Origin of the sequence: Paenibacillus luteus, assembly GCF_006542765.1 — a bacterium.
Taxonomy (GTDB): Bacteria; Bacillota; Bacilli; order Paenibacillales; family Paenibacillaceae; genus Pristimantibacillus; species Pristimantibacillus luteus.
The window spans coordinates 1-24,813 of the sequence record NZ_SKCD01000038.1; the positions used below are offsets into that span (position 1 = coordinate 1).

Genomic DNA, 24,813 nt, shown 5'->3' on the forward strand with positions numbered 1-24,813 from the left:
CGATATTGCTCCGGCTCGCTCCGGACCCGGCAGCCTTCTGCGGCAGGCTCGTTATGCCGCTGCTGAAATACCACGAGCTGACGGGCAATGCGGATGCGTTTGAGCTTTGCCAGTTTTTCACCGCCTTGATTGTGCAGCGCAGCGGCGTGTTCAACCCGGACGGCAGCTTTAACGATGCGCTTGCTTACCGCAGCGGACATTTCCATACGCGTCTCGGCACGCTCGACGCGCTGGCACGCTTTGGCGTATTTACGGGCGATGCCGCGCTTATCGCGTTCGTGGAGAAAAGCTACGCCTGGGCGGTGACGCAGTGTACGGCGTTCGGCTGGACGCCAGGCGATATGAAGGAGCAGGCGTACGAGCATGAAACCTGCTCGCTTGTCGATCTCATCGCCACAGGCATTACGCTCGCGCAGAGCGGCTACACGAAATATTGGGGCGTCGTGGAACGCTACATCCGCAACCATCTCGCAGAATCGCAGCTGCTGGAGATGGACTGGGTGAAGGAGACGGATGACCGTTCGATGGATGTGCCTGGGCGCATTACGTACGAAAATATTGCGCAGCGGACGCGCGGTGCGTTCGCAGGATATTCCGCGCCGAATGATTTCTGCTGCAACGTGAATCACGGGCGCGGCCACACGAATGACTTGCAAATTTGCTGCTTGGGCTCAGGCACACGCGGCTTGTATATGGGCTGGAGCAATACGGTGACAGAGAAGAAAGGCACCGTCAGCGTAAACTTCCTGCTTAACCGCGGCTCAGCTTGGCTGGATGTAGACAGCTACCTGCCGCATGAGGGCAAGCTGGTGCTTCATATTCACAAGGATATTCAGCGGCTGCAGGTGCGGATTCCGGAGTGGGCAGGTTATGCGAAGGTGACGTTCAAGCGTGAGCGGGGCGGAGAGACGATTGCTGCCGGCAAAGGCAGCGAGCCGAGCCGCTGGGTGAACGAGTGCTTCTTGCTGCTGGGCGCAGTGGAGGCTGGCGAGACGATAACGATCGAGTTCCCGCTGTCCAAGCGCAAAACGATCGAGACGGCGATCGGCGAGCAATTCGAAACGGAGTGGCAGGGCGACGACGTGATCGGGATCACGCCGCAGGGCACGAGCCATCCGTTCTACAGCGGCCGCAAGGTTTACGAGCAGGCTCCGCTTCGCGAGGGCGAGTATCGGCGTTTGGAGCAGGAGCTAGTGTGGTAGGGAGCGGTTAGGTTTGAGGTTGATGCGATACTCTGGCGAGGGTAGTAGCACAAAATAGCTAGGTAATGCCAACTAACTCGGAGCAACTAATCGTTCTAGAGAGAGACTGATACTTGGAGGAAGGTATTGGCTATGGTGTACTGGTGCAGGATAGAAGCTCATTTTGAGTGTTGAGAGAGTGCTATCCTGCACTCCGTACAATATAGAAGCTATTTTCGGGTCAATTGAGTGTAGAACAAGCGAATCTAATGCGAATGTGCAGGATAGCTCCGACAGATGGGTCAAATTGGGCAAAGTTCCTGCAAAAGTGCAGGATAGCTCGGAGGTAGGTTGAGCGAGTGAGGTTGACTAGAATGGCTTTGAGAGTAGTATAAGCGAGAAGCTTGAATCAGATTAGTATAGCTCGAAAGTTGGTTAGCGTGAGAAACGTTGATTAGGATAGCTCGGAGGCTGGTTAGCGTGAAAAAGTTGATCAGGGTAGCCTCTTAGTTAGGGTTCAAAGTCAGCAAGGTTCGATCATAAGTGCGGAACAGCTCATAGCAGCTAGGTAAAGCCAAATAACACGGAATAACTAGGTATGTTGTGACAGAGCATGGCAAAACGAGTTTGAGAGTTGGCTTTATTTATTAGTTTGTTAACGTATCGGAAAGAGGAGGAATTCATGTGAGGACGGTTGTTGCGGTGTATACGGGGCAGGGGCTGGCTGATCCGCTTAAAGCAGTGTTTCAGGAGCTGCTGCCAGACGTGAGGCTGGTTAATATTGTGGATGACAGCCTAATTGGCGATGTTGTTAAAGCGGGACATATTCCGGCGGGCGTGACGAAACGGCTGACCCAATATTATGTGAACGGGGAAGAGCTGGGTGCTGATGTGATTTTCAACACATGTTCATCAGTAGGCGAGGTGGCGGATGAGGCACGCGGAAAGCTTGGCATTCCGATCGTTAAAATCGATGAAGCGATGGCGGTCAAAGCGGTGGCTGAGTATGATCGAATCGCAGTATTAGCGACGCTGCCTTCTACGCTGGAGCCGACGCTTCGTCTGATCTCGAAGCAGGCAGGCCTCGCGGGAAAAGAAGTGACTTTAATTAGCGGGTTAGCTGCAGGAGCATTTGACGCTTTGGTTGGAGGCAAACCTGAAGAGCATGACCGGATTTTGCTGGAAACAGCAAAAAAGGTGTGCGAGGCTGCAGATGTGCTGGTGCTGGCGCAAGGGTCAATGGCCCGGATGGAGGCTGCCCTTCGCGAAGCGACTGGCAAGCCGGTACTATCAAGCCCGAGGCTTGGCGTTGAGCAGGTAAAAGCGATATTGGCGCAGCTGGACGCGCAGAAGCTTGGAGAACAGCCAGCTACTTAAAACTACTGATCAGTGAAGCATCTTAGAGAAAAATTTAGAGGAACTGATCAATGTGGCACCTTAGAGAGCAATTTAATGGATCTAATTAGTGAACCGTCTGAGAAAACAATAGTTTGACTAAGCGATGACAAAGTTTAGAGAATACGACGTTAAGCTGCTTTTATCTCAGGTTTAAATCGATGATTACATTACGGGAGGTCAGTTATTTGAGCGAAGAGAGAGTAGTCGCGGTGTACCAGGTGGAGACGCCTTATTCGCTGGAGAGAGCGGCAGAGGTCATTGCGGGCGAGCAGTCGACCGGGACGTTCACCGCGGTGCCGGGCGAGACGGATGCGCTAAAGGAGCGATTCGGTGCGCGAATCGAGAAGATCGTTGAACTGGAGTCGGTCAGTGCACCGACGCTGCCGGGAGCAAAGACGCCAGCGGGCCATGATGGAAAATATCGGCGGGGCTTGGTAGCCGTCTCTTTTCCGCTGCATAACTTTGGGCCTTCGATTCCGAACTTGATGTCGGCGATTGCGGGCAATTTGTTCGAGCTGCAGGAGCTGTCGGGTCTTCGGCTGGTTGATCTGGAGCTGCCAGAAGCTTTCGCAGCTCGTTATCCCGGACCGAAGTTTGGAATCGATGGTACGCGCAGGCTGACGGGGGTCTATGACCGCCCGATCATAGGCACAATTGTTAAGCCAAGCATCGGCCTTGATTTGAAGGACTTGCAGCGGATGATTTTGAATGTGTCGGCGGCGGGACTTGATTTTATCAAGGATGATGAATTAAACGCGAACGCACCTTATGCCCCGTTGGAGGCAAGGGTGAAGGCAGTGATGGAGGCGGTGGACAAAGCTGCTGACGTTACAGGCAAGCGGATCATGTACGCGTTCAATATTACGGGCGATATCGAAGAAATGGAGCGGAATCACGAGCTGGTCGTGAAGGCGGGAGGCAACTGCGTCATGGTGAGTATCATGAGCGTTGGACTAGCGGGCCTTGCCCACTTGAACCGCTATAGCGAGGTGCCGATCCATGGGCATCGGAACCAATGGGGCATGATGACGCGCTCTCCGGGACTAGGCTTTGAGTTTTCGGCTTATCAGAAGCTGTGCCGGCTGGCAGGCGCGGACCATCTCCATGTGAATGGCCTGAACAGCAAGTTTTACGAGAGCAATGAGTCGGTGGTTCGTTCGGTTCAAGCCTGCTTGAAACCGATGTATGACGGTTATGCAACGATGCCGGTTGTCTCTTCCGGCCAGTGGGCGGGCATGGCACCGGCCACTTATGAGGCTACGGCGACGGTTGACGTGATGCATTTGGCGGGCGGCGGCATTTTGGCGCATCCGGACGGAGCAGGCGCGGGCTTCAAAAGCATGCAGCAGGGCTGGGAGGCAGCGGTCCAAGGCATTGAACTGGAAGCGTATGCGAAGCAGCATCCGGCGCTTCATCGTGCCATCGACAAATACGGGAAGGGGTGAGCGCGATGCCGATAGCTGAATCGAAGCCTCCAAGGCTGCTCTGTTATTATGGGGACGACTTCACGGGCTCGACGGATGTGCTGGAATCCCTGTTTCGCTCAGGTGTAAGGACGGTTTTGTTTCTTGATCTGCCAGATGAGGAAGTGCTGCAAGGTCGATTTGCTGGGATAGAAGCATTTGGAATTGCTGGCGTAGGCCGTGCGCTCTCGCCAGTTGAAGCGGAAAAAGAGCTTCGTCCGATCTTTGAGCGGTTCAAGCAAGCGGAAGCATCGGTCGTGCATTACAAAGTATGTTCGACCTTCGATTCCTCGCCAACGACTGGCAATATTGGCAAAGCAGCTGAAATCGGACGTTCCGTATTTGGTGGCGAATATGTGCCGATTCTCGTTGGCGTACCGATTCTCGGAAGATATACCTTATTTGGCAACCATTTTGCCGCAGCAGGCGAAGAAATCTATCGTCTCGATCGCCATCCGACGATGTCCTGCCATCCCGTCACACCCATGAAAGAAGCTGATTTACGCAGGCATCTGGCGGAGCAAGGCGGTTTGAAAACGGCGTTGATGGACATTTTGTCTCAGGATGGAACAAGGGAACAGGTACAGGAGCGGTTAAAGTGCCTGGTGGAGAAGGAACAGCCGGACCTAGTGTTATTTGATGTACTGGATGAGGAACGGCTGGAGATGGCCGGGCGGTTAATTTGGGAGGGAGCTCAGCGGAATAAAAGCAGGTTCGTGATCGGCTCGTCGGGCATAGAATACGCGCTTGGCGCAACCTGGAAGGCGCAAGGCATGCTGCAGCAAAAACCGGAGCTAATTGTTGATGCTCCTCCCGTATCGCGATTGCTCGTTCTATCGGGCAGCTGCTCGCCTGTCACAGAGCAGCAAATTGCTCATGCCGGTGAAGCGGGATTTGCGTTGCTCCGAGTGCCGGCTGCCGACCTCATTCATCCAGAGCGGGCAGAACAAGCTCGCGTACAGCTGTTGAAGGAAGCAATGGATTTGCTGGAGGATGGAAAAAGCGTACTGCTTTATACGGCGTCAGGCGCAGCTGATCCCGCCATAGGAGCTTTTCGCAGGGCGTTGGATGCTTGCGGCTATCACTCCGAGGACAGCAGCAGGCTGCTGGGATTAATTCTGGGCTCTATCGCGAAGTCACTGATTATAGACACAAAGCTGAAACGAATTGTTATTGCTGGCGGCGATACATCGGGTTACTTGACGAGAGAGCTGGGCATCTATGCACTGGAATGTATGGCTGCAATCGTGCCAGGGGCGCCACTGTGCAGAGCATCGTCACAGGACCCTTGCCTGGACGGGCTGGAGCTCGTGTTGAAGGGCGGCCAGATCGGGGGCAAGGATTTTTTCAATCAGGTCAAAAAGGGAAGCGTATCTGCGAATTAGTCCTACCCGCGAACACGATTTTTCCTAATCATACTATTGTCTATCCTAAGGATAGGCAATTTTTTTTGTTAAAAATATAAGACGTTATAGATCTACTAAAGATTGATCTACTCGCGCAGTGACAAAAACGGGAAACTTTAGTTCATTCATACCGTTACCTAAAATAAGGGTTGCAAAATGAAGCCGCTGCCATTATGATTTGTATAGAATTAATATATATATTTAAGGATTAATATTTATATTAATTTAATTGTTTATCGATTTCAAGTTACCTAAACATACAAAAGTGAGGCGATTCATTTGGCAAACCGGGTTACGATCAACGCCGATCTGGCGGCAGGCACAATTAACCGCAATATTTATGGGCATTTTTCCGAACATTTGGGTCGATGCATTTATGAAGGCATTTGGGTAGGCGAGGATTCCCCGATCCCAAACACGAATGGAATTCGCAATGATATCGTAGCGGCGCTTAAACAGCTAAAAATTCCGGTTCTGCGCTGGCCAGGCGGCTGTTTTGCCGATGAGTATCACTGGAAGGATGGCATCGGTTCGCGCGAGTCACGCAAGCGGATGATCAATACGCACTGGGGCGGCGTCGTGGAGAACAATCATTTCGGAACCCATGAGTTTCTGATGCTTTGCGAAATGCTGGAGTGCGAGCCTTATATCTCAGGCAATGTGGGAAGCGGTACCGTTCAGGAGATGGCGGAATGGGTGGAGTACATGACGTTCGAAGGCGTTTCGCCGATGGCTGAGCTGCGCCAGGAGAATGGCCGGGAAAAGCCGTGGAACGTGAAATATTTTGGCGTAGGAAACGAGAACTGGGGCTGCGGAGGCAATATGCGCCCTGAATATTATGCGGATCTCTATCGTAGATACCAAACCTATGTGCGCAATTACGGCGACAATAAAATTCACAAAATCGCTTGCGGTCCCAACGTCGACGATTACCGCTGGATGGACACGGTTATGAGAGAAGCACATGGCATGATGGATTCGATCTCTCTGCACTACTATACGATTCCAGGCGATTCTTGGTCAGAGAAGGGCGCAGCTACGGGCTTCTCCGAGGATGAGTGGTACAGTACGCTTAAGAAAGCGCTCTGGATGGACGAGCTGATCGAGAAGCATTCTACAATTATGGACCGTTATGATCCGAGCAAGCGCATTGGGCTGATCGTCGACGAGTGGGGCACTTGGTTCGATGTCGAGCCGGGAACGAACCCGGGCTTCCTTTATCAGCAAAACACGATTCGCGACGCGCTCGTTGCAGGCGTTACGCTTAACATTTTTCATGACCATTGCGACCGTGTACAAATGGCTAACATCGCTCAGGTAATTAACGTGCTGCAGTCCGTCATTTTGACGGAAGGGGAGAAAATGGTGCTGACCCCTACGTATCATGTATTTGATATGTATAAGGTTCATCAGGATGCAACTTTGCTGACTACCTCTATCGACAGCCAAGATTATGCACACAATGACCAGAAGATTCCTCAGGTATCGGTCTCCGCCTCCAAGGATGCCGAAGGGCATATTCACATCAGCTTATGCAATCTGGATAACCATTCGGCTGCTGATGTGGAGATTGATCTGCGCGGCTTAACTGGAGCAGGCATTACGGTATCGGGTACGGAGCTGACGGCTTCGATCAAAGATGCTCATAATACGTTTGAACAGCCGGAAGCGGTTAAGCCATCCGCTTATCATGCTTTTACGGTCGAAGGCTCCGCAATCAGCGCGAAGCTATCACCTATGTCGGTGACTGTGCTAAAGCTGATTTCCGAATAAGGAATGCATGTGATGAGCAGTCATAATCAATGCAAGGGATGCCGAGATGATTACCGCGTTACCGACGCGCAAATCGATCGGATCTTGGCAGCGCCCATGTTCAAATCCGAGCTCAGCGTGCCGGATGATGTCTACGAGGAGCGCTTAAAGGCTTGCCAAGCTTGTCCAAAGTTTCAATATGGCACCACATGCGCGGTATGCGGCTGCTTTGTCCGCATTGCCGCCAAATATAAAGACCGCGCATGCCCGAATCCAGGCGACAGCCGCTGGCTGAAGCATGCCTAATCGGAAGCTATGACTATTTGGAAGACCGTTCCCCACATTCGTGGTGGAGCGGTCTATTTGTTGTGCCATGCCCGGATAGGCCAAAGGAACGGCGGAAATTCATAACTTTTAGCCTGATATTGCAAATACATTCGGAATTCAACTTTGTAAAATAAAGGTATCGAAAGCATGTCATGCTTCCTGTGGCGTTTCAGGCAAACCCGATGCGGAGCCAGAAGCGTCAACTATGGCAAATATAATGATACATTTTGTATCATTCGGGGTCGTGCTGCGCTGCTTCGATGCTTTGCCTTACCGACAACACCACAATATGCATCGAAAGGGTCGATTTTATGTTGAATTGTAAGCGTTTTATCTTTGTAGGCATTATGATTGGGCTGCTTACCATGGCAATGCCAGGGCTTGTTTTTGCAGCCGAAGCTCCCACTTTCACCATGCAGCAGGAAAAAGCGGATCACGAAATCCGAATTGTTTTGACGGCCGATAAGCTGTCGGATATGTACGCGTTTGAAGCAAAGCTTACCTTCAATCCGTCGAAGCTAAGATTCAAGAGTGAAGTAAGCGGGATGTCGGGTTTTTCGATTACACCCATCGTGGAGGGCAACCAGCTCGTAATCGCAACGACAAAAATCGGCAAGAAAGCGGGTGAAAACGGAAAGCTTGCGCTTTCCACGCTGTTATTTGAGCCGATTGGAACCGGAGCTGTGGATGTCACGATGACGGACGTGAAGCTTGTGAACAGCAGCCTTCAGCCACAAACGTTAAAACCTCAGGTGAAGCTGACCGTTTCGCTAGTGGGTACTCCAATTATGTTAAAAGATATCGCTGGTCACTGGGCAAGAGCAGCTATTGAACGTGGAGTAAACCTTGGATTTATTAACGGCTACAGCGATGGAACGTTCCGTCCCAATGCTCAGGTAACCCGCGCGGAGTTTGCCACCATGCTCGTTCGAGCTCTAGAGCTGAAGACAGATAGCGGCGGGATCACATTCAAGGATGCAGGCAGCATCCCTAAATGGGCAGAAAGTTATGTAGCTACGGCTGCAGCAGCAGGTATAGTTGCAGGTTACGAGGATCAAACCTTCCGTCCTAGCAAGCCGATCAATCGGAGCGAAATAGCCGTTATGGTAGCAAGAGCGCTGAAATGGCCTGCGGATTCAACAGAGAAATCTACTTTTGCCGATCGTGAGCAAATTCCAGTGTGGGCCGAACCAGCTGTCGCCATGGCTGCTCAAGCTGGCGTTATGAAGGGCAGGGGGGCAAACCTGTTTGTGCCAGCAGCAAATGCGACTAGGGCGGAAGCGGCAACCCTTTTGCTCGCCATGATCGATTTGGAGTAAAGGAGTGCTAGAGGAATGGCATTGCGATTTGGGGAGGGGGAGTTGAAGCATTGAAAAGCTCGGTATTCATCATTGGCGCATTTATTGCCGTTACGCTCTTTGGGATGCTGCTCATCTTCCGATCGGACGAATCCGGCGTGGCCGAGGGCAAGAAATTGAACGCATCTTCCCTCGAGAGCGTGCTAAGCACGAATCAAGAAGCAGCGCTGCACCGAAAAGCAAAGTCGGGGGTGAAAGCCCCCTCCTTTACCTTAAAATCAGTAGAAGGGAAAACCTACACGATCGGGGAGACGAATAACAAACCGATTATTCTGCAGTTTTGGGCCAGCTGGTGCGAGGCTTGCACGATTGAAGCCCCAACGCTGCAGAAGCTTCACGCACAATTTCAAGACAAGATCGATTTTTATGGCGTGAACTTATCTGCTGAAGAGAAACACGAGGATCAGATTAACGCTTTTATTCAAAAAAACGGTTGGAACTTCCCGAATTTGCTCGACGGGAACAAGCGGGCTTCCTATTTGTATGAGCTGCACGCTTTGCCTACGACATTCATTATCGATACGGACGGGACGGTAATAGACACCTTCCATCTGATTGATCCGATGGAGTTCGAGAATAAGCTGAACATGCTGTCCGAAGGGAGGTGAGGCGCAAGCGTATTTCATCGGGTATTTGGAAGTCGTGAACGGGCATAAACGCAGGACAGCAAGTACTTAGTCTGAAGGAGTGACGCGGGATGAGGTTCAGCGCAAAGCTGAAAACATGGATGGCCATACCGCTGGTTTTCTCCATGTACGCAAGTCTCTTTATGCCGGCGGTGCATGTAGAAGCGTCGTCTGAGCCAGAGCCGGGGTTTTTCGAAGATCATTTCAACCGCTCGGTCATTAATGAGAAATGGCAGGTCGTTGACGGTTCATGGTCAACGGAGAACGGCAGCATGACTGCGGAAAGCGGCTTAGGGTCAAAGGCGTTAATCAAGGAGACCGAATTGCAGGATGGCAGCATCGAGGGGGACATCAGCTTCCCGGAACGAAAAGGAGACGCTGGATTCCTTCTGCGTACAATAAGCGCGACTCCCGGTGCCGATAATGTGAAGGGATATTATGCGGGCATTTCCGCTCAAGGAACAGGGAGCGTATTTCTTGGCCGAATGGATAACAAATGGACCGAGCTTAAGCGAGCTTCGATTCCCGTTAATCCGAGTACGGTGTATCGCTTTAAAGTTAGCGCCGTCGGCTCGCAGATTAAGTTCTATGTGAACGGTGCTCTTGTACTGGAGCAAACGGATACAACCTATACCAAAGGGCAGGCTGGCGTAAGGTTGTATCAAGCCAAGCCAACCTACGATAATGTTCGTATTGCCGACGATAAAGGAGTGGAACGTTTCGTGGATGCCTTTGACTCGCCAGCCGTATCCCTTGCACTGCCGAACTGGCAGGCGGTTAAAGGCAATTGGAAGCTGCAAGCAGGCGGGACAACGGTGAATGTTGGAACGATGCAAGCCATGCTGGTGAAGGACACCGTCTTTCATGATTTCACCGTAGAGACCGACATATCGCTCCAAGAAGCAGCAGGCTCGGCAGGACTCCTGTTCCGCAGCCAGCCGGACAGGAAAGACGATCAAACCATCGGTTATTATGTCGGTCTGCAAGGCGACGGCAGCCTGGTGCTCAGCCGGTACAATGAGGAGCGGACCGAGCTCAAATCGGTCAAAGCGCTAGACTCGATTACCCCGAACAAATCTTATCAGCTTAAGGTCGTTACTTATGGGAACGGTATTAAAGTATTTTTGGACGATATGCACAGTCCTGTGCTCGAATATCATGATGACAGTCAGCGGAAGCTGTCGTCGGGAGGCATCGGGGTGTGGGCGGATAACGTTCAGCCGGTATTCGATAACTTTATCGCTACGGATTATGCCGTTCCGGTTGAATCGTTCAAGGAGCCGGTTGTGAACAAGAGCCCGCTTGCCCAAACGCCGTTTGTGCCGCTGCCGCTCGGCTCGGTGAAGGCAGACGGATGGCTGCTTACCCAGCTTGAGCTTATGAAGGAAGGGGCAACTGGCTACGCGGAGGACCTGTACGGCGAGCTAAATACGAATTCAGAATGGCTTGGCGGGACGGCGCCGGAATCGAATTGGGAACGCCCCGTCTATTATGTTAAAGGCTTGATAGCGCTCGCTTATACGCTTGATGATCCGGATCTCATCGCCAAGTCGCAGAAATGGGTCAGCTGGATTCTTGCTAGCCAGCGCGAAGACGGTTTCTTCGGACCCGCAAGCGACAATGACTGGTGGCCGAGGATGGTGGCGCTTTACGTGCTCAAGGATTATTACGAGGCGACCGATGACGAGAGAGTGCTTTCGTTTCTTACGAATTACTTCCGTTACCAGCTGAACAATCTGGATCAGCGGCCGCTAAGGGATTGGGGGCAAGTGCGCAGCGGGGACAACCTGAACGTCGTGCTGTGGCTTTATAACCGGACAGAAGATCCGTTTCTCATTCAATTAGCGGAGAAGCTTCATGCACAAGGTACGGATACGACAGATGTGTTTACGAACAATAATTTCCTCACTTCAGCTAAGAGCAACCCCGACAACTTCTACACGCAGCATACCGTTAATGTCAATCAATCGATTAAAACCTCAGCGATTTACTCACAAGTTTCGAACAACGAAGCAGATAAGCTTGCTTTTCAAGCAGGCAATCAACACCTTGACCAATTGCATAATCAAATTACAGGCATGAACTCGGGCACGGAGATGCTTGCCGGGCTTTCATCTACGCAAGGCGTGGAATTATGCGCCATCGTAGAGCGAGTACATAGCAATGCGGTCGCCGCCATGATTACGGGCGATCCAAAGATCGGGGACGCGCTAGAGAAAATTACTTTCAATTCGCTCCCAGGCGCCATGAGCAAGGATCTAAAGACACATCAGTATTATTCTCTTCCGAACCAAGTGCAGAGCGGCGTGACAGACCATGGCTTTAAGCAGAATTACGGGAACGGCACAGTCCAGTCGCCTTATTCCGGATTCCCATGCTGCCGCTTCAACATGCATATGGGCTGGTCTTATTTCGTCAAGGATATGTGGGCAGGCACTTCTGACGGAGGGCTTGGCGTTATCGCATACGGCCCTAGCCGTGTCTCGGCGACTATTAAGGGTGCGCATGTAACCGTGAAGGAAACGACGAATTACCCATTCGAGGACGAAATTCGGTTTACGATCGAAAAGGCTTCCAAAAGCGTGGCGTTCCCATTGAAGCTTCGTATTCCGGAGTGGACCGATAACGCAGTTGTTACCGTTAACGGGCAGCCGCAGGCTGCGGTAAAATCGGGCCAATATTTCACCATTGATCGGCAATGGGAGAAGGGGGATACGGTTACCTTAACGCTGCCGATGGAAATTAAAGCTTCGACATGGGTCAATCATTCCATTGGCATTGAGCGCGGTCCATTAGTGTTCTCGCTCAAGATCGAGGAGAATTGGGTGGAGAAGGAAAATCCGGCACCACAGGTGAAAGCGCCTGGATTTAAAGAATACGCCATTGATGCCAAGTCGCCATGGAATTACGGCCTGCTGATCGATCGGGAACATCCGGAAGCGTCGATTAAGGTTGTCACCTCCGCGATGCCGGATAATCCGTTCCTGCAAGAGACGACGCCAATCAAGCTGATTGCCAAGGGCAAGCGGATTCCGGCTTGGGGCAAGGCGCCTAACGGTGTCTCGGCAGCGGAGCCGCCAGTTGGTCCCGTGTATTCGGCAGAAGCGACGGAAGAAATAACACTGGTTCCATTCGGAGCCGAAAACCTGCGGGTAACCTACTTCCCTGAAGCAACGGAGGACCCTAGTGCCATACCGGCCAAATATGAAGCAGAGCAGGCGAAGCTGTTCAAAGCGACGACCCGTACGAACAACGCGTATGCCTCCGGTTCCAGCTACGTCGGAGGAATGGATTATGCCGACAGCTATGTCAGCTTCGAGCAGATTGAGGCTCCTGCTGCAGGGACATACAAGATGTTCGTTTGGTATGGCCAGAACACAGGCAATTACCAGCCTGCCACCGCCAAAATCATCGTGAACGGGGGCGAGGAGCAAGCGGTTCAGCTTGCGGGCACGATTAATTGGGGGCGGTTCATGGCAACGAGTATAAATGTAGAGCTGCAGAAAGGAGCCAATACCATTACATTCATGCGGGGCTCCGGTGCGAGTCCGGGCTTCTACGAGCTTGATTACATTGCGTTGTCAGCTATAAACGAAGAGCCAGAGGAGCCGTCGGTTGATCGAGCAGCGGCATGGACGGGGACTGCAACCTTGGCAAGCGGCGAAGCAGCCGCGTTCACGCTAGCCGTTCAAGGCGTTACAGACAGCGTGTATCAAAGCGTCTACGCGCAGGATGTCACCGTTACGTTTGATCCAAGCAAGCTTAGCTTCTTGGGCGCTGAATCGCTGCGCGAGGGCTTGTCGTTGCTTGAGCCCAAAGCGCTTGAGCCCGGGAGGATTCGTATTTTAGCCTTCGGAGAAGGCGTTGCTTTGACGCCGAATGCAGCTTGGCTGAAGCTATCTTTCCAAGCCGCGGTACTCGAGAAAGCTGCGGATACTGTTATTTCTGTGGCCGAAATGAGCCTGGCTAACGGCGAGGGACAGGAACTGCCGATTACCGGTGCGCAGCATGTTGTACACATTGCAGCTGCAGCAACGGATAAAACGGCATTAATCGAGGCGATATCAGCCGCACAGGCTATCCATGATGAAGCCATAACGGGCACGCTGCCTGGTCAATATTCAGTTTCAGTCAAGCAACAGCTGCAGAGCGCGATCAATAAAGCAAAACTGATTGCCGATGACAAGCAAGCGACTCAATCCCAAATTGCCGCTGCAATCTTGCAAATCAGCGAAGCGATCGACATCTTCCGTTCAAGCGTCGTTAAGCCGACAGACGGGGATCTCAATCATGACAATAAACGAAGCATTGGCGATTTGGCTATCGTTGCTGCCGCCTATGGCAAAACGAGCACCGATTCCGATTGGGTGAAATACCGCAAAGCTGATCTAAACCGCGACGGTATCGTAGACATCGAAGATCTTGCCCTGCTTGCCGCGTGGATAACGGGTTAGACGAACCAGGGAGGAAGGCACATCACTTCCTCCACCTGATTTATTCAATTCTACCTGAATATTTGGAGGTTCTGTGCATGTTGAAACGAAGGAAAGCACTCAGTACGATTGTAGCTTTATCCATGTTGTTTACTTTAATGTCTTCTGTCATGTCGTTCACGCCACGCGCGGCAGCAGCGGAGTCTGCGCCGGAGTATCACGGGTTGAAGGCCGAATACTACACGGTAGGAGGAGGACCGAATTTTGCATTTGAGACCTTTAAAGGCACCGGCTATGATCCTCATCTCGATATTTCCAACCTGGAGCCGGCCATAAAAATGTTCACGGGGCAGGAGAATCGCGTCGGCATACGGTGGACGGGATTCATCGAGCCGGAATTCACCGAAAACTATACTTTTTATATTACCGGTGATAACGGATTCCGTTTATGGATTGACAACAAGCTGACGATTGACCACTGGGTCGCGGATTGGGACAAAGAGCAGACTTCGCTTCCCGTCTCTTTAACTGCAGGGAAGAAATACAGCATTAAGCTTGAGCTCTTCGAAGATAACGGCGGCTCCAATATCCATTTCCGCTGGGCTAGCCCAAGCATATCGAAGAAAGCTGTGCCGACCCATGCATTTTATTTGCCTGATGGCTTTGCGCCGGTAGGCAGAGTGCTCGAGGATGGTTTGCATGCCGAGCTTCGTTTTGGAGAATCGCTGAAGCCCGTTGCAGCAGATTTGTTAACCCATTTGAAGCTGAACACCTCGTTGGGCAGTTTGCCTATTGTATCTGCAGCCCTGAAGGCAGGCGATGATCGCGTTATCGCACTAACGCTGCAGGATGCGTTGTATTCGAAGGATGCAGGCAATCTGCAGATGGTTTATGACGGGAAAGGCGGGCTAGTAACGACTGCCGGAATCGTCCTTGACAGCTTCAATAAACCATTGGTAAATGGATCGAAATACCAAATCATGTCTCCATGGGCGGAGGATGTGGATAAGGAAAATGTGCTGCCAGAATATCCAAGACCGCAGCTCGTGCGCGAGAATTGGATCAATTTGAATGGAGAATGGGAATTTCAAACAGCAAGGAAAGGCGAGGCTGCGCCAGTAGGCCAAACGCTAAAGGAAAAGATTCTCGTTCCTTTTGCCGCCGAAGCGAAGCTATCGGGCATTAATCGCGTAGAGGATCTGATGTGGTATAAACGCAGCTTCTCCGTTCCGTCCGATTGGAACGGACAGCGTGTGAAGCTTAATTTTGGCGCTGTCGATTATTTGGCTACCGTTTACGTAAATGGACAGCTGGCAGGCAGCCATAAAGGCGGCTTTACCTCGTTTAGCTTCGACATTACCGATTATCTTGTCCCCGGAGAAAATGAACTGATCGTTCACGTGCTGGACGAAACGGATATGGGGGCTGACCAAGCCGTCGGCAAGCAAACGGTTAAAAAACTTGGCGGGATCTGGTACACCTCCGTTTCCGGAATTTGGCAGACAGTATGGCTGGAGCCGGTAGCAGAGGCCCATATTGATAAACTGGATATGGTGACGGATATTCATGCCAATGTGCTGAAGCTCAGCGCAGCCGGAAGCGGCATTCAGGGGCAATCCGTTGAAGCTGTCGTGCTTGAGGGCGGGAAAATCGTTGGCACAGCTTCGGGAGAAGTGGGCTCTGAGATTAGCGTGCCTGTGCCGAATGCGCGCCTATGGTCGCCCGATGATCCATTTCTTTATGATTTAAAGGTTTACCTCAAGGAAGGTGTAACCATTGTAGATGAGGTGACCAGTTATTTTGGAATGCGGGAAATTAAATTAGGCAAAGTGGATGGCGTGACCCGCCCGCTATTGAATGGAGAATTTGTTTTTCAGATGGGCCCGCTTGATCAAGGGTTCTGGCCGGATGGCATTTATACCGCGCCTACGGATGAAGCCTTGAAATTTGATATTGAAACGGTAAAAAACGTCGGGATGAACACGATTCGCAAGCATATTAAGGTGGAGCCTGCCCGTTGGTACTATTGGGCAGATAAGCTGGGCGTGCTTGTCTGGCAGGATATGCCGAGCCTGGAGGATCGCCAAGGGAACAAAGGATCCGATATTACGCAGGCAACGAAAACCCAGTGGCTGAAGGAATATAAGGAGATGGTCAATCAGCTTCGCAGCGTCACCTCCATCATTGTGTGGACGGTCTTTAATGAAGGATGGGGACAATTCGACCAAGGCGGCCAGCAGACTAGGGATGCGACTAGCTACGTGAAGGGGCTGGATTCGACGCGGCTGATCAACAGCACAAGCGGCTGGTGGGATGCCGGGGCTGGCGATCTGCTGGATGTTCACCATTATCCTGATCCGGGCGCTCCAGCTCCAAGCGATACGAGAGCAGCTGTCCTTGGCGAGTATGGAGGTCTTGGGCTGCATGTGCCGGGGCATGAATGGAGCCCGCTTGTCTTCTCTTACCAGTTGATGAACAGCAAAGAGCAGCTGACTTCAACTTACATTGCCTATATCGAGAGGCTAAAGCAAATGAAGGAATCTGGCTTAAGCGCAGCCATCTACACGCAAATTACCGATGTGGAATACGAGATTAATGGTTTATTGTCGTATGACCGCAAAGTAGAGAAAATGGATTTTGCCCAAATTGCGATCGCCCATCGCCAGCTTATTGGCACAGCGACCCAAGAAGATTTGCTAGCCGAAATCGCCAAAGCGAATGCTTTGCTGCAGCATGCGAAAGTTGGAGCCGGTGCGGGCAACTACACACAGGCTGTTGCCGATGCTTTCAAGAGCGCACTTGATTCTGCAACTGCCGTAGCGCAAAATTCGAACGCCGCGCCTGCGGAATTGCAGGCTGCACTGAAATCGCTGCAAAGCGCGCGCAATCAATTTTTTGCAAGTGTAAATGACCCCATACCTGCAGGCTCAACGGTTGATCCGTTTGACGGCGAGTCTTTAAACGCGGCATGGTCGATCCTAAAAGCCGACAATAGCAAATGGTCGTTGACGCGCAAACCGGGATTTTTGAGCCTGGAAACGTCGGCAGGGGAAACGTTCCAAGGCTCCAACACCCTGCCGAACATTTTTCTCAAGGATGCACCGGAAGGGGATTTTGTCATCACGACTAAAGTAGAGGCTCCCGTCCGCAAAAACTATCAGCAAGCAGGCTTATTCCTATGGCAAAATGAAGACAATTACGTGAAGTTCGGCCATGTATGGGATACGGACGGTGCGACCGGCAAAAGCCTTGAAACCGCGTACGAAAAAAATGCCGTCTATGTAAAAGCGGCAAATATGGCAAAGCATCCTGGCTATGATCTCTCTTATTTGCAAATCAAAAAGGTTGGCAATGTCGTTTCTACGTTCTATTGGGACGGAACGGCTTGGAAACCGGCTGCGGACCCGATGACCGTAAATTTAAGCAATTTGAAGGTTGGCTTCTATGGCCTGTCTTCGGGCGATAAGGTTTCCGTTATTGCGAATTTTGATTATTTCTCAGTCGGACCCGTAGAAGCCGCCGATAAAACGACGCTGCAGACGGCTATTGCTGCTGCAGAAGCGCAGCTAGCTGCAGCGGTTGCCGGAACAGAGCCAGGCCAGTACCCGCAAGCGGCAAAGGATGACTATGCGGCAGCGATTAAAGCAGCCGAAACCGTAGCTGCTAATTCCGCTGTGAGCCAAGCGGATGTAAATGCAGCCGCATCGAAACTAAATATCGCGGCTGCAGCATTTACGGCTTCCGTCATACCTGTTGTGCCTGAGGCGCCTGCGGCTGTCATCGATGGAGCCTCGCAGGTGAAGGCAGGCGAAGCCTTTGACGTGACGGTAGGTTATTCGAATGTTAAAGACGAAAAATTTCAAACGCTTTATGCGCAAATGCTTACGATCAGTTTCGATCCGAATAAGCTGGCGCTGTCAGGCGCAGCCTCTTTGAAGAATGGTTTCGGCATTATAGAGCAAAAGGTACTCGAACCTGGCAAGGTTCGGATTATTGCAGCAGGCCAAGGAAACGGGGCAGCAGCAAATGAAAAATGGCTGAAGCTAAGCTTCCTTGCAAGCGCCACAGATGCTCCTGCAGCAGCCGAAATTAAGGTAAGCGGTATTGAAGCAGCTAACAGCGCAGGAGAAGAGCTTACGGTAAGCGAAGCTGTTCACCAAGTGCAGATTAGCGCACAAGTAGACGTATCGGCACTGAAAACAGCTATTGCTGCTGCGGAAGCAATCTACAATGGTTCTGTTGTTGGTACGCAGCCTGGCCAGTATCCGGCTGCTGCAAAAGCGGCTCTAAGCCAAACGATTGAGAAAGCCAAAGCGGTTGCGGTCAACCCGAATGCAAGCGCAGCCCAAGTCAGTGCGGCCATTATTGACCTGAATGAGGCGGTTATTACGTTCCAAGCAACCGTATTGTCTGGAGACATCAACAATGATCATAAGGTCACGATTGGCGATTTGGCGATTCTGGCAGCCGCCTATGGCAAAACAAGCGCAGATCCGAATTGGTTGCAATACAAACGATCAGATTTGAATGCCGACGGAAAAGTCGACATCGAGGATATTGCCATGCTGGCTAGATGGATTTTAGGCTAATGGTAAAATGAAAAAGGAGCCAGGCAGCACATTTGCTGCTTGGCTCCTTCTTTGGTTTTAATAGTACTGCTGCTGGCGATGTTGGTGGCCATACATGGCATTGGAGTTGGCTTGGTTTTGGTTAATAATGGGCATAGCTGGATTGGCTGCGGATGGTTGGACCTTCGACTGCTTCTGTATAGGGGCGTTTGCCGATTGCCCTTGTACGGAAGGATTGTAGCTGCAGTTGCTTGGCGGCCCTAAAATGACGGTTTGTTTAATTGGAGCAAGCGATTCTTTTAATTTTGTTTCATCGAGGCAGTAGGTATAGGCAAGTACGTTGGTTGGCGTCAATCGTAAAATATCTGAGCCGAAAATAACTTCAGGCGTCTGCGCATCGAAGATTGCAAGCAGATGCGTATTGTCCTCCAAGGCAATTTCGTAATGCCACCACCCCTGCGGTACATTCGCGACTTGGCCAGGTTTGATATAGAAATGGAGAAACTGATTCGTAAAAGGGTTCATAATGGCAACTTCGGCCGCTCCCGAGATGCAATAGACAAGCTCGGCTGCGTTCTGGTGATAATGCGGCTCAACGACATTTCCCCTGCTCAGAAAGATATCGAGCAGCGAGTTGTTGCCAAGCGTGTTCAGCTGCTTGACAGACAGCAAATTAATGTAGTTGTAGGGATCCTTTTTGAAAAATAGGTTGTTGTTCAAATCATAAGTAAATTGTGTCCCGGGGGACGTGTAATCTGCATAAGAAGTCATACGTTGATCCTGCCCTCTTCCGTCATCATTTATAGTCTTACGAGGTTAGGATATGTGTTTGCCTATATGAATGTGAGCGGATTGCAAATAAAAGACGACCAGCCTGAAGCATTTATCCATGCTTAGGCTGGTCGTTTATCGGGCGGAACCGTATTTATTTGTAGGTTGGAAGCCAGCTGCCATGAGCTTCGATCAGCTCATCGCAGAGCGATACGATGTCGTCCATCGAAAGCTCAGCGGCCGTGTGTGGATCAAGCATAGCCGCGTGATAAATATGATCGCGCTTGCCCGTAATCGCTGCTTCAATCGTAAGCAGCTGTGTATTGATATTCGTGCGGTTAAGCGCAGCAAGCTGCGGCGGAAGATCACCGACGAAGGTTGGCGTGATCCCGTTGGAATCGACAAGGCAAGTGACCTCAACGCAAGCTTCCTTGGGCAGGTTCGTAATGAGTCCTGTATTCATAACATTGCCGCCGATTCTAAACGGATTGTTAGATTCAATGGCTTCAAAAATGTAAGAAGCATATTCATGGCTGCGGCTGTGCTCAAGGTTCCGGTCATTGACGAGCGTATCGCGCATCGACTTCCAGCCTTCGATTTGGCTTACGCAGCGGCGCGGGTATTCATCGAGCGGGATGTTGAAGCGCTCAATAAGCTCCGGGTAATTGCGCTTGATGAAGTAGGGATGATACTCCGCGTTATGCTCGGATGACTCGGTCACATAGTAGCCGAACTTCTGCATGAGCTCGTAACGAACCATGTCATGATGCTGCTCCTTTTGCTTCTCGGCTGCACGGCGCTTGATTTCCGGGTAAAGATCGACGCCGTCCTTATTCGCTTCAAGCAGCCAAGCCATATGGTTGATGCCGGCAATTTTGTATTGCACGCCTGTAGGGTCGAGGTCCAGATGCTCGAACAGATGCGGAACGCAGCCTTGAACGCTATGGCATAAGCCTACGGTTTGCACGCCGCCATGCGTATTCATTACATTGGTTAGAACTGCCATTGGATTGGTGTAGTTCAGGAACAGCGCATCCGGACAAACCTCTTGGATATCTCGCGCAAAATCAAGCATAACCGGAATAGTACGCAGGTTGCGGAAAAGGCCGCCAATGCCTACGGTATCGGCAATCGTTTGGCGCAGGCCGTATTTTTTTGGAATTTCAAAGTCGGTGATGGTACAAGGATCGTAGCCGCCAACTTGAATCGCATTAACGACATACTTCGCGCCGCGAAGCGCTTCTTTCCGGTCAGTATAAGCTTTGATCTGGCAGGTGCTTTGGCTGGTTTGTTTCAGATTAAGCAGCATTTTCTCGGAATCTTGCAGGCGTTGGTCGTCAATATCAAAAAGAGCGATTTCAAAGTCTTGCAGAGCTGGTGTCTGCATGACGTCGCCGAGAATGTTTTTGGCAAATACGGTGCTTCCCGCACCGATGAACGTAATTTTTGGCATAGTAGGATGGCCTCCTGAATTGGATTAGCTGACTCTTTCAGTATAAGGACGCATATCGAAAAAGAATATGGAAAGAACGAAGCATTATATGGATAAATGTTGCATCATTTTGTATGATAACAGATACAATACTGTTGGAGGTGTAGACTTGGAAGCTCATCACAGTTATTCGATCATAATTAATGCTGCCCCTTTGAAAGGCGAAATGTCCGTGCTTTTCAGTGGGAGAGGGGAACCGGTGGCAGGCCACTTTATCGGACCGGCGGTGCATGACATCTATTTAATTCATATTGTCCTGGAAGGGGAGGGGCAATTTGAAACACTTGGAAAGACTTATACCTGCAAGGCTGGTGACGCTTTCATTATTTTTCCCGATATTCTGGTTAGATATGAAGCGAGCACAAGCAATCCGTGGAAATATATGTGGGTTGGTTTCTCTGGCGAGCTTGTAGAAACCGCGCTCAGCTCGGTAGGAATTACGCCGGATTTTGCCGTTGTCCGAAATTGTCCGATGCCGGCTATTCAGAAAATGTTTAGAAGCATTCGCAAGAGCATGGATAAAACGAATGTACCGGTGCTTGGGAATATGGAGGCGTCCGGCTGGCTTCGCCTGCTCTTTTATGAGCTTGGGCGTCTGCAGCTGACAGAAAATGCGCCAGTGCAGGTGCCGGTCGCACGCTCCTACAGACAGATCGACCAAGCAATCCGTCTGTTGTCGTTGCAGTACGGACAGCAGCTCTCGATTGAATCGATCGCCCAGACACTCGGTTATCACCGCGCTCACCTAACAAGACTCTTCAAGGAAGCGACCGGCTTGCCGCCGATGCAATATTTATTAAAGGTGCGCATGAAGAAGGCGGAGGAACTGCTTGAAGGCGAATTGACGGTCGCGCAGATCGCGTCTTCCGTCGGCTACAATGACCCGTTGTTTTTTACAAAACAATTCCACAAGTGGAGCGGGCAGTCACCGACGGATTTCCGCAAGGCACTGCGCGGGAGAATATGAATGTTTGCCGTTCATGCTGCTTGGCACGGGCTTATTTGGAAGAAAAGAGGGACGTTTCAGCTCGGGTTGCCGGATGGGCAAAGCTGAATCGTCCCTCTTCTTTGTGCTCTAATAGTCTTATGCTTTGTTATTCAAGCGTTTTGACAGAACGGCGGATAATCAGATCCGCAGGCAATACGATTTTTTTCCACGGCAGCTCCGTTTCTCTCTCCTGTATCCGTTCGACCAGCATCTGCATGCCCATGTAGCCGAACTGGTAAGCCTGCTGGGCGGCAACCGTCAAGAACGGCTCCACTTCCGAATACGGCCCCAAATCATCGAAGCAAACGAGGGAAATATTCTCCGGCACTCGAATTCCGCGGTCGCGAAGCAACCGCAAAATTTCAACGGCCAGCACGTTGTTGCCCGCTACGATTGCCGTAGGCGGCGTGCTGAGCTGGTCGAGCCACTGTCCCATTTCCGTCAAATCGTTTATTGGACCAAAGCTGGTCTCATAGACATAGCTCTCGTCGTAAGCCAGATCATTCAGCTTAAGACCATCCTGAAAGCCTTGAAGACGCAAGCGGGCACTGGAGATTGACGGCGATCCGTTCACCATCGCGATGGTGCGGTGTCCCTGCGAGACAAGGTACTCCACTAGCCGCCTTGCACCGTCCTTGCTGTCGCCCAGCACGATATCGCAGGCAATGCCCGGCACTTCGCGGTCGAGCAGAACGAACGGGACGTTGTGCTTGCGCATTGATTCCAGATGCGGCAGGGAGGGGTCGCCAGCAGGCGCGACAAGTACGCCGTCGACTCGTGTAGTCAGAATTGTTGTGATGTAGTCGGCTTCCTTCTCCAAGCTTTCGTCGCTGTTGCCGAACAGCAGGCGGTAGCCGGAACGCTTGGCCGCATCCTCGGCTCCCCTGGCAAGCGTAGTATAGAACGGGTTCATAATATCGGTGATGAGCAGGAAGAGCAGCTTCGTCTGCTGCAGGACCAGGCTACGCGCCGTTTGGTTCGGAACATAGCCAAGCTCCTCCATGACGCGCTTGACCTTTGCTCTTGTTTTGTCGCTTATTTTGCCAGTGTTATTGATAACTCTGGAGACGGTCATCGCGGAGACACTTGCTTTGGCCGCAACATCGTAGATCGTTACCATTTTATTGTCCCCTTATCGCTAAATCATAGTTTCTATCATACAAAAAAGTAGACATTGACAGCAACTCTTTTTATTGTTATTTTGAGGTTATCGGTAACATTATTATAACCTATTGGAGGTTTTTATTCATGACGGACACAAACTTGCGTTTCCAAAGCGGCTTCCCCAAAATCGGCATTCGTCCCACGATTGACGGCAGAAGAAAAGGCGTTCGCGAATCACTAGAGGAACAAACGATGAACATGGCAATCGCCACAGCAAAGCTATTGTCGGAAAATTTGCGTTATCCAAATGGCGAGCCTGTGGAATGCGTCATTGCCGATACTTGCATTGGCGGCGTGTCAGAAGCAGCGGCTTGTGCTGATAAATTTGTGAAAGCTGGGGTAGGGGTATCGATAACGGTAACGCCATGCTGGTGTTATGGCACGGAAACGATGGATATGGACCCTTCGATTCCGAAAGCGGTATGGGGCTTTAATGGAACGGAGCGTCCAGGTGCCGTGTATTTGGCTGCTGTATTGTCTGGTTATGCTCAAAAAGGCCTTCCGGCGTTCGGCATTTACGGTGAGCATGTTCAAGATTCCGGTGACACTTCGATTCCGTTTGACGTGAAAGACAAGCTGATCGGATTTGCTAGAGCAGGTCTTGCGGTTGCTTACATGCGCGGCAAATCGTATTTGTCGATGGGCTCGGTGTCCATGGGTATTGCCGGATCGATCGTAAACGACGCATTCTTCCAGGAATACCTTGGCATGCGCACGGAATACATCGATATGAGTGAATTCGTTCGCCGCATGGAAGAGGGTATTTATGATGGCGCGGAGTTCGAGAAAGCGCTTACGTGGGTGAAGGAAAACTGCATCGAAGGGCCGGATAACAATGCTACGCATCTTCAAACGTCCAGAGAGCAGAAGGATGCGGATTGGGAGACGGTGGTCAAAATGACGCAAATCGCCCGCGACCTTATGGTCGGCAATCCGCAGCTTGCGGAGCTAGGCTTCGGCGAAGAGGCTGGCGGCCACAATGCAATCGTAGCCGGATTCCAAGGCCAGCGGCAGTGGACGGACCATTTTCCAAACGGGGATTTCATGGAAACGGTGCTTAACTCTTCCTACGATTGGAACGGCAAGCGTGCGCCTTATATGGTCGCAACGGAAAACGACAGCTTGAATGGCGTCGTTATGCTGTTCGGTTATCTCCTAACGAATACGGCCCAGATTTTTGCGGATGTCCGGACTTACTGGAGCCCTGAATCGGTGGAGCGCGTCACTGGCCATAAACTCGAAGGCGCAGCTGCGGGCGGCATTCTTCACTTGATTAACTCAGGCTCCGCTACGATGGACGGCACTGGCGAACAGTCGAAAGACGGGCAGCCGGCATTGAAGCCTTTCTGGGAAATTACCGACGAGGAAGCGCAAAAATGCTTGGATGCGACCTCTTGGCGTCCGGCTTCCGTGGAATATTTCCGCGGCGGCGGCTTCTCCTCTGACTATTTGACGCGCGGCGGCATGCCGATGACGATGTCTCGCATCAACCTTGTTAAGGGCATTGGTCCGGTGCTGCAAATTGCCGAAGGCTACTCGGTTGACCTGCCTCAGGATGTACATGACACGCTTGATAACCGTACGGACCCGACATGGCCGACGACTTGGTTTGCACCGATACTGACAGGCGAAGGTTCTTTCCATTCCGTGTATGAGGTTATGGACAATTGGGGGGCGAATCACGGCTCGATCAGCTACGGACACATTGGTGCCGACTTGATTACGCTAGCTTCGATGCTGCGGATTCCGGTGAATATGCACAACGTTCCTGAAGAGCAAATTTTCCGTCCGAGAGCTTGGGGCTTGTTCGGAACAGCGAATGCGGAGAGCGCGGACTACCGGGCTTGTCAAAATTTCGGACCGATCTATAAATAAATTGGAGGTTT

15 protein-coding genes are annotated in these 24,813 nt (G+C 51.3%); 12 read left to right on the forward strand and 3 right to left on the reverse strand.

Going from position 1 to position 24,813, the window contains the following annotated elements; all coding sequences use genetic code 11:
* From E0496_RS25210 to E0496_RS35680, 10 genes are all read left to right on the forward strand, one after another.
* A partial coding sequence (locus E0496_RS25210) for a glycoside hydrolase family protein (protein ID WP_141504520.1) occupies positions 1 to 1,202 on the forward strand: 1,202 nt, incomplete at its 5' end.
* A gap of 663 nt (positions 1,203 to 1,865) precedes the next feature.
* Entirely contained in the window at positions 1,866 to 2,558 is a 693-nt protein-coding gene (locus E0496_RS25215) for an aspartate/glutamate racemase family protein (protein ID WP_141504521.1), read from the forward strand.
* Positions 2,559 to 2,764: 206 nt separating this feature from the next.
* The gene (locus E0496_RS25220) at positions 2,765 to 4,024 is read left to right on the forward strand and encodes a ribulose-bisphosphate carboxylase large subunit family protein (protein ID WP_141504522.1); all 1,260 of its coding nucleotides are present in this window, start codon (positions 2,765 to 2,767) and stop codon (positions 4,022 to 4,024) included.
* A 5-nt stretch (positions 4,025 to 4,029) separates the two neighbouring features.
* Entirely contained in the window at positions 4,030 to 5,427 is a 1,398-nt protein-coding gene (locus tag E0496_RS25225) for a four-carbon acid sugar kinase family protein (protein ID WP_141504523.1), read from the forward strand.
* Between the two features lie 300 nt (positions 5,428 to 5,727).
* Entirely contained in the window at positions 5,728 to 7,221 is a 1,494-nt protein-coding gene (locus E0496_RS25230) for an alpha-N-arabinofuranosidase (protein ID WP_141504524.1), read from the forward strand.
* A gap of 12 nt (positions 7,222 to 7,233) precedes the next feature.
* Positions 7,234 to 7,506, forward strand: a complete 273-nt coding sequence (locus E0496_RS25235; protein ID WP_141504525.1) for a DUF6171 family protein — start codon at positions 7,234 to 7,236, stop codon at positions 7,504 to 7,506.
* Between the two features lie 332 nt (positions 7,507 to 7,838).
* A complete protein-coding gene (locus tag E0496_RS25240) occupies positions 7,839 to 8,846 on the forward strand; it encodes an S-layer homology domain-containing protein (protein ID WP_161601564.1) in 1,008 nt (335 codons plus the stop codon).
* Between the two features lie 50 nt (positions 8,847 to 8,896).
* Positions 8,897 to 9,493 carry a peroxiredoxin family protein gene (locus E0496_RS25245; RefSeq protein WP_141504527.1) on the forward strand — a complete coding sequence of 199 codons (597 nt, stop codon included), beginning with the start codon at positions 8,897 to 8,899 and terminating at the stop codon, positions 9,491 to 9,493.
* 89 nt (positions 9,494 to 9,582) lie between these two features.
* Entirely contained in the window at positions 9,583 to 13,965 is a 4,383-nt protein-coding gene (locus tag E0496_RS25250; protein ID WP_141504528.1) for a beta-L-arabinofuranosidase domain-containing protein, read from the forward strand.
* Between the two features lie 77 nt (positions 13,966 to 14,042).
* Positions 14,043 to 18,533 carry a PA14 domain-containing protein gene (locus E0496_RS35680; RefSeq protein ID WP_161601565.1) on the forward strand — a complete coding sequence of 1,497 codons (4,491 nt, stop codon included), beginning with the start codon at positions 14,043 to 14,045 and terminating at the stop codon, positions 18,531 to 18,533.
* A 57-nt stretch (positions 18,534 to 18,590) separates the two neighbouring features.
* On the opposite strand, the gene E0496_RS25260 is transcribed toward E0496_RS35680, so the two are convergent.
* A complete protein-coding gene (locus E0496_RS25260) occupies positions 18,591 to 19,283 on the reverse strand; it encodes a cupin domain-containing protein (protein ID WP_141504529.1) in 693 nt (230 codons plus the stop codon).
* 154 nt (positions 19,284 to 19,437) lie between these two features.
* Positions 19,438 to 20,736 (reverse strand): alpha-glucosidase/alpha-galactosidase, encoded by a 1,299-nt coding sequence (gene melA, locus E0496_RS25265; protein WP_141504530.1) that lies wholly within the window; start codon positions 20,734 to 20,736, stop codon positions 19,438 to 19,440.
* 148 nt (positions 20,737 to 20,884) lie between these two features.
* Between melA and E0496_RS25270 the strand changes: the two genes are divergently transcribed.
* Positions 20,885 to 21,742: an AraC family transcriptional regulator gene (locus tag E0496_RS25270; protein WP_161601566.1), complete on the forward strand. Its 858-nt coding sequence runs from the start codon at positions 20,885 to 20,887 to the stop codon at positions 21,740 to 21,742.
* Between the two features lie 127 nt (positions 21,743 to 21,869).
* Here E0496_RS25270 and E0496_RS25275 read toward each other — a convergent pair whose 3' ends face one another.
* The gene (locus E0496_RS25275; protein WP_141504532.1) at positions 21,870 to 22,883 is read right to left on the reverse strand and encodes a LacI family DNA-binding transcriptional regulator; all 1,014 of its coding nucleotides are present in this window, start codon (positions 22,881 to 22,883) and stop codon (positions 21,870 to 21,872) included.
* Positions 22,884 to 23,011: 128 nt separating this feature from the next.
* Here E0496_RS25275 and E0496_RS25280 point away from each other — a divergent pair, with 128 nt between their 5' ends.
* Positions 23,012 to 24,802: an L-fucose isomerase gene (locus E0496_RS25280; RefSeq protein WP_141504533.1), complete on the forward strand. Its 1,791-nt coding sequence runs from the start codon at positions 23,012 to 23,014 to the stop codon at positions 24,800 to 24,802.
* The last annotated feature ends 11 nt before the right edge of the window (positions 24,803 to 24,813 follow it).